Origin of the sequence: Duganella sp. S19_KUP01_CR8 (assembly GCF_036688705.1) — a bacterium.
Classification (GTDB): domain Bacteria; phylum Pseudomonadota; class Gammaproteobacteria; order Burkholderiales; family Burkholderiaceae_D; genus Rugamonas.
Genome location: NZ_JAQQPR010000016.1, coordinates 103,244 through 115,672 on the forward strand (window position 1 = coordinate 103,244; position 12,429 = coordinate 115,672).

The following is a 12,429-nucleotide window of genomic DNA, read 5'->3' on the forward strand; positions in this document are numbered from 1 at the left end:
GTTCAGGCGTCAAACACGCCGATCAGGCGGGTGCGTACTTCCGGGCTGACCGCTTGCAGCAGCTGGCGGATGAATTGCTCTTGCAACTGGTAGGAGGCGTCGTTGTCGCGCACCACTTCCGATACCCGCACCAGCATGCCGTCGGGCACCACGCCGGTCAGGCCGTAGCGCAGCTGCGTCAGGCGCTGGCCCAGGCCGGGGCCGATGGCCTGGTTGCCGATCGTGATCCAATAGCTGATCGGCTCGTTGCGTTCGCCGCTGACGGCCAGCAGCCGGCGCACCGGCAGGCTGCCATAGCCGGTGGCCAGCGTCCCGGTCGCATTGCCGCGGATTTCAAAGCCCTGCGCCGCGTAGCACACCTCGGGCCGGTGCAGGCCCAGGCCCTCGCTCTGGTCGCCGCCGTAGGCGATCGACAGCATGATGCGGTGGCCGTCGGCATTGATGTAGGTGCGCGAGACGGTCTGGTTGTACAGCTTGTTGAGCTTGGCGGCGGTCTCCGGATCGAGCTGCACCGGCACCGAGTGGGTGTCGAGCTTCCATCCGCCAAACTCGCGCGGGATCGCCGTTTCCAGATCCAGCTTGGCCTTCTCGTCGGCCAGCTTGATGGTCGGCGTCACCACCTTGGTCAGGCCGGCGGAGGACAGCATCAGCGTGCCCAGAATCAGGCTGGTGATCAGTGATTTGTTCATACGGTCCCTCGGTTCGATGCGGCGACGCGGCGGCGCACGATCCATTGCAGCAGCGTGTCCAGGCTCAGGATCAGGGTCAGCGCGGTAATGAACAGCACCATGCCGGCGAATCCGTGCAGGAAGCCCTGGCCGACGGCGTCGCCGAAGTAATAGGTGATCAGGCACAACACGATCACACGGATCACGTTGGCGGTAAACGAGATCGGGATGATCAGCAGCGCCAGCGCGACGTTGCGGAACGCCGACGTGTGGCGCACCACGTTCAGGTAGAACAAGCCCAGCGCCTCCAGCGTCAGCAGCGTCTGCAAGCCGGCGCAGGCGTCGGCCACCAGCAGCTGGTACTGGCCGATCTGCAGAATGACGCCGCTGCGCGCGATCGGATAGCCGACCAGGTACAGCAGGTTTTCGGTCACATACGAGACCGCCATCTTCATCGGCAGCGTCAGCGTGCTGACCAGCGGTCCCGGCAGCGGCACCATGAACAGCATGAAGAAGAACGGGAACCAGACCATCGCCAGCGCGCGGCTGCCGCGCTTGAGCAGCACGATGGCCGCCAGCAGGATGATGAACGACAGCAGCTCGAAGGCCGTGATCGACTGCGAACGGCCGACCACATACAGCAACAGCGCGAACAGCGCGGCCGACCAGCCGGCCCCGTGCGCCGGCCGTTCCTCGGTCGCGGCCAGCACGGCGGGCCACTGGCGGATCAACAGCCACAGCGACAGGCCGAAGATGATCGGCCCGTGGGCCTGCTCCTCGGTCGCCCAGGTAATGGTAAACAGGTCGTAGAAGGTGGGCAGGTACATCACCGCGAACCCCAGCACGACGGGCCACAGGTCGGGCACCGCGCGGCGCACGCTTGCCAGCCAGGGCAATGGCTGTCCCATCAGGCGCTCCATCAGTTATCGACCAGCACGGTGCCGACGATGACCGCACCGCTTTGCGTGATGCGGTCCACCATGGCGGCGACGTCGTTGTAGCGCGAGCTGTTCTTGCGCACCACGACCAGCGCGCCGCCGGCGCGGGCGATCACCGGCAGGGCGTCGGCGCCCAGCGAAAACGCGGCCGCGTCGTACAACACCACGTCGTAGCGCGCCTGCAAGTCCGCGTTCAGCCGGCTGAACGCTTCGCGGCCGAGCAGTTCCTGCGGGTTGGGCGGCAGCGTGCCGGCCGGCAAAACCGACAGCGCGACGAAGGAATTGATCCGTGCCACCGCGTCCAGCGTGGCGCGCCCGGCCAGCACGTCCGACAGGCCGGCACGGCTGCCCAGGTCGAAGGTCTGGTGCTGGCTGGGCTGGCGCAGATTGCCATCCACCAGTACCGTCTGCTCGCCCAGCTGGGAAAACACCACGGCCAGGTTGGCCGCGAAGATGCCGGCGCCGTCGTCGGCGTCCAGGCTGACGATGGCCAGCGACTTGCGTCCCTGGGCAAACCAGCGCAGCATCAACTGGCTGCGCACGGCGCGCAAGGTTTCAACCTGGGGGGTGAACGGCTGGTAGGCCGCCACCAGCTTTTCCGAGTACTTGGATTCCCCTTCCTGCAGATAAGGGTAGTCGAACTGCCGCGCCAGCGCCTGTTGGATGTCGGCTTCGGTGATCAGGCCCAGGCGGATGGCGGCCTCGCCGAAGCGGATGCCCAGTTCTTTCTGCATGCGCAGCACGCGCTCGGCGCTTTCGGGCGAGATCTTGCCCAGTTCAAGCAACACACTGCCGATGCTGGAGTTTTCAGTCGTCGTCGCGTTGGGGACCGCCAAGGATGGCATAGGTACGTTCATGATGCAGTCTTCCCTTAATTTAAGCTCAGTTTTTGCGGCTTCACCGGACGCAGCAGGCCAGGCCGGCGGCGTTTAGGCGGGTTCCAATCGATGCTGCCCAGAATCGGCAGGTCCAGCGCCGCGATATCGTCGTCCGAGCGCACACGACGGTCCAGCATTTCCGCCAGCACCGCGAAGCCGACGCCCAGCATCAGGCCCAGCACGCATGCCAGCGCGATGTTCAGCGCCACCCGCGGGCTCGACGCCTCGTTCGGCGGCACCGCCGGATTGAGCACCACCACATCGGTCTGCTCCGACTGCGATTCGATCTTGGTCTGCGAGAAGCGCTGCGAGGCCGAATCGAAGGCGCGCTGGGCGCTTTCGACATCCTTGGCCAGCACGCCCATTTCATCGCGCGCCCGGTTCAGCTCGAGGATCTTGGTGCGCTGCGCGTCAAACGCGGCCTGGACCGAGCCGGCCCGCTGCGCCAGGATCTTGGCATTGTTGCCGACCGACTGGGTGATCAGTTGCAACTGCTTGGCCAGGTCGCGCTGCAGCTTGTCCACTTCCGCCTTGGTGCTCTGGTATTGCGGATGGTTGCGGTCCAGGCGCTGGCCCACTTCGGCCAACTTGGCTTCGGCGTTGCCCAGGTTGATTTTCAAGTTCTGGATCAGCGGATTCGACGCCACGTCCGGCGATTCGGCGCCGTCGCTGCTGGCCATGCGCTGGCGCGAGTTCGCTTCCATCAACTGGCCTTGGGCGGCGACCAGCTGGGCCGACAAATCGTTGAGGCGATTGGTCTCGACGTCGAGGCGGTTGTCGACGCTGACGATGCCATGCTCCTGCTGGTATTTCGACAGCCGGCTCTGCGCGGTCTCAACGCTGTCGCGCAGCGTCTTCAGCTGCTCGTCAAAGTAGATCGACGCCTTCTTGAGCGGATCGACCTTGAGCTGAATGCTCAGGCGCTGGTACTCTTCCGCAAACGCATTCGCCACCGTCGCCACGAACTGCGGATCGGAACCCTTGAAGACGATGTCCACCACGCTGCTCTCGCGCGACGGCGACACCTCCACCTTGCGCAGCAACAGATCGGCCAGCCAGTCGCGCACGGTGCCGCGGCCGCTGGTGGATTTATTAAACTCCTCGATCACCGCCGGACTTTGCGCCAGCTTGAGCTGGTCCACCACCCGCAACGCCACATTCTTGCTGGTGATAATGTCAATTTGCGTGGCCATATAGCCGGGCAGCAGCTGGCCCGGCAGGGTCAGGCCGGTCAGCGGATCGACGCCTTTGAAGTTCATCACCACCGAGCTGCTGGCGGTATAGCTCTTCGGCAACAACAAGCTGACCACGACGGTGGCCAGCACGGTGACGAAAAACGTCGCCAGCACGATGCGCATGCGCGCGCGCAGGATGTGCAAAAATAGGGAAGCGTTCATGTTCAAACTTTCATATCATCAGTATTCGCCTGCGAAATTCCAGACCCACCGGTTAAAACCAGCTTTCCTTCACATAGACCACGTCGTCCGGCAGCAGCACATCGTCCGGTTTGACGTCGATCACTTGTTCCTTGCCGTCGGCGCCGCGGCGCTTGACGCGCATGCCGCGCTCGGTTCCGCGCGCGGTCAGGCCGCCGCCGGCCGACAGCGCCTGCAGCACGGTCATGCTGCGTTCCAGGCGGAACGAGCCGGGACGCTGCACTTCACCATAAATATAGAAGCGCGGCGAGCGCTCGACATAGATGACGTCATCCGCGGCCAGATCGATGTCGCGTTCGAGATTGGCATCGCGCACCATGCCGATGATATCGATCTGTTCCTTGGTGGTGCGGCCGTTACGCTTGCGGATCAGCGTGATGTTATCACTGCCGTCCACCGTAGCCCCGCCCGCTTGCGCCAGCATCTCCAGCACGCTGCGCTTGCCTTCCAGCGGATAGCGGCCGGGACGGTTGACCTGGCCCAGCACCGACACCTGCGCGCTTTGCAGCGACGTCACGATCATATTGACCTGGGCCTGGCGCAGGAAGCCGCCCTGCTCCAGCATGCTGCTGAGTTTTTTCTCGGCCGCCGGCACCGTCAGGCCTTTGACCGGCACCGCGCCCAGCAGGGGGAAGGTAATGTCGCCGGCATCGCTGACACGGGTTTCCAGTCCGAGGTCCGGATTGTTGTACACGGAGATCTTGACCACATCGCCTGCGCCCAGCACCACCTCGGCCGCCTGCGCGGTCAGCGCGGCGCAGCACAGCAGCGCCATCATCCATTTAGCCCATTGTTTCATGATATCCCCAACCTTTTTCCAAATGCCATTGTAAGAAATTCGCCGCTCACTTCAGCCCGGCCACGCCGCGTTCGTTCGCGTTGCTGCTGGCCGCGTCCGCCGGCTTGGCGCCCGCCGCGGCTGGCGCCGGCGCCGGTTTGTCGGCGGCGTTGAAATACTCGATCTTGGCGGCCGCGCGCAGGCGTTGCAATTCGGCGTCGGCCACTTCCTTGGTCTTCTTATTGAACAGGAATTGTTCGATCTGGCTGGTGGCCGCCTCCAGCGTGACCGGCGCGTCCTTGACCTCGGCGATCGTGATCAGCAGGCTGCGCTCGCCTTCGCGGACGATGAACAACTGCCCTTTAGGCAGCGCCAGCAGCTTGGCCGTCATTTCCGGCGGCAGTTCGGCCGAATTGCGCGTCAACTGGGCGCGCGCATATTTCACCTGGTGGCCGTCGAGCCAGCCGGCCACGTCGTCCAGCGTCTTGGCAGCGTCCATGTGCGCCTTCAGGGCGTCATTGACGTCGGCCGTGGCGAGCACCAGCTGGCGCATGTCGAACTGCTTGCGCCGCGCGAAAAACTCCGGATGCTGCTGGAAATACTCGGTCACCTCGTTCTTGGTCGGGCGGGCGACGTTGCCGACGCGCTTTTGCATATAGGTCTGCGCCACGATCAGCGCCTTGGCGCGCTCGACCGACTGCACCACCTTGGGATCGCGATCGATCTTTTCCTTGACTGCCTCGTTCTGCAGCAACTGACGGTCGATCAAGGACTGCAGCAATTGTTTGCGGGCGGCCTCCTGTTGCGCAGGCTGCACGTTGGAACGCTGCATTTCCTCATTCAACTGCAGTACCGTGACCTCTTCGCCATTGACGCTGGCAAGCGCCTGGCCCGGCTTTTTTTCCTTTTGACCGCAGCCGACCAGCGCCGTGGCCGTCAGCACAATCAGCCCGCCGCACAACAGCCGCTTACCCGTGGTTTTGGAGGTGCTGTTCATCAAAGTCATGATATGAGAGTAGTTCAAAATAGTTCCTTAGAAAAACTTCAAAGCGGAGCATCGCGGTTTGTGACCGCCACGCCCGCCGCTGCCCGGCCGCCGTTCGACGGCGGCCGCAATTTGCCCGTGAGCCGGAGCGCCCACCACGCCTGAATAGCGAAATGCGCCCGCGTCCGCCACGAATGGTTTTGCCTAAAAATTCACACTATAGATTCTAAAGCAACTGTCGCGCTTCGTCATCAGCTAACTTGCGCTTCCACCTCAATGGGCGTTATCGCGCTTCAACACCACTTTTACGGTACGCAAAATGATCCAGATATCCAGCCACAGCGACCAGTTACGCAGGTAATCCAGATCGAAGTGGATGCGCGCCTCCATCTTGTCCAGCGTTTCCGTCTCGCCGCGCAAGCCATTCACCTGGGCCCAGCCGGTGATACCCGGCTTGGCCTTGTGGCGCAGCATGTAGCCCTTGATCAACTTGCGGTATTGCTCGTTGTGGGCGACGGCGTGCGGACGCGGTCCGACGATACTCATGCGCCCCTGCAGCACGTTGATAAATTGCGGCAGCTCATCGAGCGAACTACGCCGCAAAAAACTGCCGATCCTGGTGAGCCGCTGGTCATTCTTGGTGGCCTGCACCACCTTGGCGCCATCCTCGGCCACCGTCATCGAGCGGAATTTATAGACGATGATCTCCTCGCCATACAAACCATAGCGGCGCTGGCGGAAAATCACCGGCCCCGGCGAGGTGAGCTTCACTGCCAGCGCGATCACCAGCATCACCGGCAACAGCGCAATCTGTATCATCAAACCGATCACGATATCGCTGGCGCGCTTGATCAGGCTATTGAGCCCGGTAAACGGCGTCTCGCAGATCGCGATCACCGGCATGCCGCCCACATTGTCAAAGCGCGCCTGCATCAGATCAAACACGTAAATATCGGGCAAGAAATAGACCGACGCCGTGGTGTCCTGCAACTCATCGAGCAATTTGCGGATGCGCGGCTGGGCCGAAATAGGCTGGCTGATGAAAATCATCTTGGTGCCGTGCTCACGGACATAGCCGGCGATGTCCGCCATCCGCCCCAGCATGGGCTGCTGCATGTCCGGCGGCCAGCGATCCGGCTCGCGGTCGTCGAAGAAGCCGTCCATATGCATGAACAGATTGGGGTGGCCGCTGATCGTCTTCGCAAACTTCAACCCGACATCATTGGCGCCGATAATCACCACGGAACGCACTTCGCTGGCCCGGGTCGGGTCCAGCCCCAGCTTGCCGGCCGCCAGATGGCAGCCCAGCAGGATGAACGGCGTGGCGCAGAACCAGGTCAGCACGACGGTTTCGTCGACGTAGCGGGTCAAGCCGCTGACGACGCCGAGAAACACCAGCACCAGCACCGTCAGCATCCAGCCCACCAGCACGTCGCGCGAATAGGCCAGCTTGCGCCCGCTGCGCCAGGTCCGGTAAGGGTCGACATGCTGGTAGATGGCCGACGAGACAAAAAACGCCAGCACCATCAGCAACAGGGAATGACCACTAAAAGGCACGCCATACGCCATGGAAAACAAATACAGCGTGCCCATAATGATCAGCGGATCGAGGACGCGCTGAAAAAACGAAATCAAGGGAATATCATTAACAGTCATGGTGTGCTTTAAAACTGACCCGTCGCACCCAACGATGCGCCCGTGGACTTGTAGCTGCCAGTGCCCACGAGGAGACTACCGGTGCGGGTTTCTTTATACAGGCTGAGGCTGAACTGGATGTTTTCTTGCGGCTTATAGGTCCATCCCAGCGAGCTGCGCTTGCCCGAGTCGGAGGCGTCGCTCGACAGCGCAGCCGCGTTGTCCTGCCTGAAATCGCGGGTTTCCCGGCGCAGCTGGGCGTTGGCCGCCAACTTGGCCGTGGCCTGCCATGTTCCGTCCAGGCTGGCGCCGCGATTCAGGCTGTTGTTCACCAGGCTGCTTTCCACCGCCGAGTACTCACGCCACCCCGCCAGCGTGAACTTGAGCTTGCCCGTGGGGGTCCAGAAACCGGTGACCCGACCGTTTGCGCCGCTGCTGTCGCGCGAGACAAACTGCACGTGCTCGCGGCGCGCCCAGCCGGCCAGCACCTGCACTTGCGTCACGCCGCTGAGCACCCAATAGATGTTGGCTTTCAGCTCATCCTGCTGGTAGCCGTTATCCAGCGCCACACCGCCAAACACGAACTTGTTGGGATACTGCCCTTTGGAATGACGCGCCAGCACGCCGATACGGCTGCCGCTGGAGGCCAGGTAGTCGATGCCGGCGTCGGTGACGTCCTCGATCCGGTCGCTGAAGCGCTGGCTGCTGAGGTCGTAGTTGTATTTGTAGCGATTGAAGCCGGCATGCAATTGCCAACTCGCCATGAAACGCCAATTGCCGTCGGCGTAAACGCGGCGCGAGGTGCGCAGGTTGCGTTCGCTGCTGTGATAATCGGTAAACGGCGTCAACGTCTGGCCATACGAACCGCCGACATGCCCCGACAGATCACGCAACGCCGCCCATTGCCATTCCCCGGACAAATCCTTGCCGTTGTAGTTCAGCTGGTCGTAGTGGCTGAAACTGACCCGCGACATCTTGGCCTCCCCCCTCAGCATTTGCCGCCCGATGGGCCGCTCCAGGCTCAATCCGGCCTGCAACTGCGTCAGGGAGTCGGAGCGGCCGAGCGGCGCATCGACGCCATCGGGCAAACGCAAAAGATTGTCGTCATAACTATAGAACGCCGAGACAAACGGGTGTATGGTGTCACTGAGCGCGGCCTGCGCGCCGCCGCAAACTGTCGCGATCGCGATCGCCAACGCAGCATGCCGGGCGCTGAGCTTCGGCATGGGGGCAGAATGGGGAGTACCGGCAGAACCAAAAAAATTTCGCACAAGACTGAGCATTGGGTATCGTCTTTACAAGATATCAAGTAGTGATTTTTTCATATTACCAGTAAGTCCACTCGCCAGTTGCAATAATCCATGCACCCAGCAGACCGTTGGTCACGCCATGGGCGATCACCGCGCTCCACAGCGAGCCATTACGCATATACAGCCACGCATAAGCAGACCCGGCAACCATTCCAGCCAACCATTGGTTATGCTCGACGCCGAACAATACCATAGTCACAACAAATGCTCTCACACCAACGTGCGCGGGTGGCCGATCCAGAAAATCCGCCGACGCGATCCAGCGCATCAGCCAGGAGCGCCAGAACAACTCCTCCATCACAGGCACCACCAGCGCGGCGCCCGCCACGCGCACCGCCACCAACAACCAGTTTATCCGCTCTCCCTCATGCGGATCAAATCCCGCGGAGGCGCCGACCACCATCCAGCCGGCATCGAGGTTAATCCACAACACCAGCACCACCACCCCGGCGATCACCGAGAGCAGCAGCGCCGCCGGCCGCAAGTCCCAATGGGCCAATTCCGTATATTGCCGCCAGTAGAAGGCCAGGATAGCCGCCACGATGCCGATCTTCACCGCATACAACCAGCGCAGGTCCGCCATGCCTGCGCGCCCCAGCAGGTCGGCAATCACGATGAAGGCTATGTAGACGGCAAAGGGAAGAATGCGGGGCCAGCTTTCACGACTGAACACGGCCACCTCGGAAAATAGAAAATAGACCCGTGGCGGACCGCGCTTTTCCCACGCCACTCCGCCGATTCTGCCCGATTAATACCATTGCTCACCGTCCCCGACGTAGCGATAAAAAAGGCGGCCGCCCTGAGGCAGCCGAAACCGTGAATATACTACAACATCTTGAACCGGCGCTGTAGACAGATTTACAATCGAGTTACATTTTCAACCAGCTTTGGCGCGCTCTATCGCGTCCCAACGCTCCAACGCTTCCAGCAGTTCGGCGTCGATCTGCTCGACCCGGGCGTGGATACGCTTGGCTTCGGCGGCATTCTTCTTGTAGAAATTCGGATCGGACAGCTGCAGATTGAGCACGGACTGCTCATTCTCCAGCGCCGCTATGCGCTGCGGCAGCTCGTCGAGTTCGCGCTGCTCCTTGAAACTGAGTTTCTTTTGCTTGACGGGCGCCGCCACGGGCGCCGCCTCGGCCTTGACCGCCTTGACCGGCGCCGGCGTGGCGGGCAGGGTGGCGCGGACGCGCTCCCAGTCGCTGTAGCCGCCAACGAACTCGCGCCATTTACCCTGTCCTTCGGCGACGATGACCTGGGTCACGACGTTGTCGAGGAAGGTGCGGTCGTGGCTGACCAGGAACACCGTGCCGGTGTAGTCTTCCAGCAATTCTTCCAGCAGTTCCAGGGTATCGATGTCCAGGTCGTTGGTCGGTTCGTCCAGCACCAGGCAGTTGGCCGGCTTGGCAAACAGGCGCGCCAGCAGCAGGCGGTTACGCTCGCCGCCGGACAGCGATTTGACCGGCGAGCGGGCACGTTCAGGGGCGAACAGGAAGTCGCCCAGATAGCTCATCACGTGCTTGCGCTGGCCGTTGATCTCGACCCAGTCGCTGCCGGGCGCGATGGTTTCCATCAGATTGGCTTCTTCATTGAGCTGCGTGCGCATCTGGTCGAAGTACGCCACCTGCAGCTTGGTACCCAGCTTGGCGACGCCGCCGTCCGGCTCCAGCTCGCCCAGTATCATTTTCAGCAGCGTGGTCTTGCCGGCTCCGTTGGCGCCGATCAGGCCAACCTTATCGCCGCGCAAGATGGTGCCGGTGAAATCACTCACGATGACGCGCTCGCCAAAGCGCTTGCTGACATTTTCCAGCTCGGCGACGATCTTGCCCGAGCGTTCGCCCGCAGTCACTTCCAGCTTGACCTGCCCCTGCTGATCGCGGCGCACCGCGCGCTGCACGCGCAGCGCCTCCAGGCGGCGCACACGGCCTTCATCGCGCACCCGGCGCGCCTTGACGCCTTTGCGTATCCACACCTCTTCCTGCGCCAGGAATTTGTCGAACTTGGCGTTCTCCACCTCTTCGTTTTCCAGCTGCTCCGCCTTGCGGGTCTGGTAGGTGGTGAAGTTGCCCGGGTACGACAACAAGCGGCCACGGTCCAGCTCAATAATGCGGGTTGCAACATTGTCGAGGAAGGAACGATCGTGGGTGATAAACAAAACGCTGCCTTTGAAGTCGCGCAGCAAGCCCTCGAGCCACATGATGGAGCTGAAGTCGAGGTGGTTGGTCGGCTCATCCAGCAGCAACACGTCAGGCGCCGATACCAGCGCGCGGGCCAGCGCCACGCGCTTTTGCATGCCGCCGGAAAGCGTCTTCATCAACATGTCGCCGGTCAGGTTGAGGCGATCGAGCACCGTCTCCACCTTGTTGGGCAAGCTCCACGCGTCGGCGGCGTCCAGTTTCACCTGGATGTCGTGCATGCGCTCCATCACCGCGTCATCGTTGCCCTGGCCGAACTGGCCGGTCAGCGCGTCGTACTCCTTGAGCAGATCCTGCAAGTCGCCCATGCCCGAGGCGACGGCGTCGAACACCGTCATCTCCGGGTCGAATACCGGCTCCTGCTCGACGTAGGCAATCTTGATGCCCTGCTGCATGACCAGCAAACCATCGTCGAGCTTGAAACGGCCCGAGATGATTTTCAACAAAGACGATTTGCCGGTGCCGTTGCGGCCGATGAGTCCGACGCGCTCGCCCGTTTCCAGCGAGAATTCCGCATGGTCGAGCAACGCAACGTGGCCGAACGCCAATTGCGCAGAAGAAAGTGAGATGACTGCCATAGTGAGTGCTGAGCCGGCGATTTGCTTGCAAGCCAAATCAAAGCCGTGAGATGAATGAAGCCGATATTGTAACGGCTGTGGTGAATGGCGGCGCATTTTCTGCCCGCCGCGTGCTGGTGTCGCCAACAGGAATCGAACCTGTATCTGATTCTTAGGAGGAACCTGTTCTATCCGTTGAACTATGGCGACACGCTGAGAGCAGCGCAATTGTACAGGCTGACATCCTTTACGAACAGGGGCGCCTCACCTGCAGCGGGGGCGCCGGCCTGTTATCCGCGTTGGCGGCGACGCGCCAGGGCCAGCGCGGCCAACCCTGCCAGCAGCATTGCCGCCGTTGCCGGCTCCGGCACTGCAGCGATGCTATACACCTGAATCGCGCCATAGGTCACATTCGGACCTGCGTAGGGCGAACCATCCAGCAGGCTGGTGTAGAAATTAACACCGTTTTCGTCTATGTACGAATACATCAGCGACAGGCCGTGCGTCATGTCCTTCCCAACATATAAGTCGTTGCCGGCGCCGAAGGTCGGTCCGTAGTCGATATGATTGAAGGTCTGATAGGAACCCAGCGTATCCAACGAATACGTCTTCGGCGTTTGCTGATGCTTGGATCCATTCGTCAGATTGAACAGGAAACCGGTGCGGTCCGACTGGTTCGCCGTAATATTGAACGAGCCTTTGGTCGACCAGCTTTGCGGGTCATACCCACCCACCAGCCAGGTCTGTCCGTGTTCGTTGGTGGCTTCCATCACCGCGAACGTCCGGCCCTTCCCGTCGACCGCTGCATGGAACTCTACCGACGTGTCGCCGGCGGCCTTGGTATAAATATTGGTCAGCTTAATCTGCCCTTCACCTAACCAGGAACCCAGTTGGGCCTGGTCGGCGGCGCTGAGCAAGGAAGTGGCAGCGAAGGCGGGAGCCCCGCATCCGAACGATACCAGCGCCAGCAGAGCGCAGACGCTGCGATTGATGTATTTCCCCATGATTTCCTCGGCAGATATGAAAATTAAAATCTTGTGCTATGTGGT

General features: G+C 61.7%; 11 protein-coding genes and 1 tRNA gene. All 12 read right to left on the reverse strand.

What is annotated here, in order from left to right; translation table 11 throughout:
* Positions 1–2: 2 nt before the first annotated feature.
* The 12 genes from epsI to V6M89_RS17475 all read right to left on the reverse strand — a co-directional run bounded on the left by epsI (position 3) and on the right by V6M89_RS17475 (position 12,384).
* Entirely contained in the window at positions 3–689 is a 687-nt protein-coding gene (gene epsI / locus V6M89_RS17420) for an exosortase-associated protein EpsI, B-type (RefSeq protein ID WP_332854344.1), read from the reverse strand.
* Positions 686–1,576: an exosortase B gene (gene xrtB, locus V6M89_RS17425; protein WP_332854345.1), complete on the reverse strand. Its 891-nt coding sequence runs from the start codon at positions 1,574–1,576 to the stop codon at positions 686–688. The genes epsI and xrtB overlap by 4 nt, the downstream gene beginning before the upstream one ends.
* 11 nt (positions 1,577–1,587) lie before the next feature.
* Positions 1,588–2,463, reverse strand: coding sequence for a chain length determinant protein tyrosine kinase EpsG (gene epsG / locus V6M89_RS17430; RefSeq protein ID WP_332854346.1), 876 nt, complete (start codon positions 2,461–2,463; stop codon positions 1,588–1,590).
* A 14-nt stretch (positions 2,464–2,477) separates the two neighbouring features.
* A complete protein-coding gene (epsF, locus tag V6M89_RS17435; RefSeq protein ID WP_332854347.1) occupies positions 2,478–3,881 on the reverse strand; it encodes a chain length determinant protein EpsF in 1,404 nt (467 codons plus the stop codon).
* A gap of 52 nt (positions 3,882–3,933) precedes the next feature.
* On the reverse strand, positions 3,934–4,719 hold the full coding sequence (gene epsE, locus V6M89_RS17440; protein ID WP_332854348.1) for a polysaccharide export protein EpsE: 786 nt from the start codon (positions 4,717–4,719) through the stop codon (positions 3,934–3,936).
* Positions 4,720–4,765: 46 nt separating this feature from the next.
* Entirely contained in the window at positions 4,766–5,695 is a 930-nt protein-coding gene (locus tag V6M89_RS17445; RefSeq protein ID WP_332854349.1) for an EpsD family peptidyl-prolyl cis-trans isomerase, read from the reverse strand.
* A 261-nt stretch (positions 5,696–5,956) separates the two neighbouring features.
* The gene (locus tag V6M89_RS17450; protein WP_332854350.1) at positions 5,957–7,339 is read right to left on the reverse strand and encodes an undecaprenyl-phosphate glucose phosphotransferase; all 1,383 of its coding nucleotides are present in this window, start codon (positions 7,337–7,339) and stop codon (positions 5,957–5,959) included.
* An 8-nt stretch (positions 7,340–7,347) separates the two neighbouring features.
* Entirely contained in the window at positions 7,348–8,544 is a 1,197-nt protein-coding gene (epsL, locus tag V6M89_RS17455; protein ID WP_332854351.1) for an XrtB/PEP-CTERM-associated polysaccharide biosynthesis outer membrane protein EpsL, read from the reverse strand.
* A 100-nt stretch (positions 8,545–8,644) separates the two neighbouring features.
* Positions 8,645–9,358 (reverse strand): CAAX prenyl protease-related protein, encoded by a 714-nt coding sequence (locus V6M89_RS17460; RefSeq protein WP_332854352.1) that lies wholly within the window; start codon positions 9,356–9,358, stop codon positions 8,645–8,647.
* Between the two features lie 147 nt (positions 9,359–9,505).
* A complete protein-coding gene (locus tag V6M89_RS17465) occupies positions 9,506–11,401 on the reverse strand; it encodes an ATP-binding cassette domain-containing protein (protein ID WP_332854353.1) in 1,896 nt (631 codons plus the stop codon).
* 114 nt (positions 11,402–11,515) lie between these two features.
* A tRNA-Arg gene (locus V6M89_RS17470) sits at positions 11,516–11,590 on the reverse strand.
* An 80-nt stretch (positions 11,591–11,670) separates the two neighbouring features.
* The gene (locus V6M89_RS17475; protein ID WP_332854354.1) at positions 11,671–12,384 is read right to left on the reverse strand and encodes a PEP_CTERM-anchored TLD domain-containing protein; all 714 of its coding nucleotides are present in this window, start codon (positions 12,382–12,384) and stop codon (positions 11,671–11,673) included.
* Between the last annotated feature and the right edge of the window lie 45 nt (positions 12,385–12,429).

Excerpts from the sequence above, each read along its gene's own strand:
- epsI (WP_332854344.1), bottom strand. The coding sequence starts at position 689 with ATGAACAAATCACTGATCACCAGCCTGATTCTGGGCACGCTGATGCTG.
- xrtB (WP_332854345.1), bottom strand. The coding sequence starts at position 1,576 with ATGGGACAGCCATTGCCCTGGCTGGCAAGCGTGCGCCGCGCGGTGCCC.
- epsG (WP_332854346.1), bottom strand. The coding sequence starts at position 2,463 with ATGAACGTACCTATGCCATCCTTGGCGGTCCCCAACGCGACGACGACT.
- epsF (WP_332854347.1), bottom strand. The coding sequence starts at position 3,881 with ATGAACGCTTCCCTATTTTTGCACATCCTGCGCGCGCGCATGCGCATC.
- epsE (WP_332854348.1), bottom strand. The coding sequence starts at position 4,719 with ATGAAACAATGGGCTAAATGGATGATGGCGCTGCTGTGCTGCGCCGCG.
- V6M89_RS17445 (WP_332854349.1), bottom strand. The coding sequence starts at position 5,695 with ATGAACAGCACCTCCAAAACCACGGGTAAGCGGCTGTTGTGCGGCGGG.
- V6M89_RS17450 (WP_332854350.1), bottom strand. The coding sequence starts at position 7,339 with ATGACTGTTAATGATATTCCCTTGATTTCGTTTTTTCAGCGCGTCCTC.
- epsL (WP_332854351.1), bottom strand. The coding sequence starts at position 8,544 with ATGCCGAAGCTCAGCGCCCGGCATGCTGCGTTGGCGATCGCGATCGCG.
- V6M89_RS17465 (WP_332854353.1), bottom strand. The coding sequence starts at position 11,401 with ATGGCAGTCATCTCACTTTCTTCTGCGCAATTGGCGTTCGGCCACGTT.
- V6M89_RS17475 (WP_332854354.1), bottom strand. The coding sequence starts at position 12,384 with ATGGGGAAATACATCAATCGCAGCGTCTGCGCTCTGCTGGCGCTGGTA.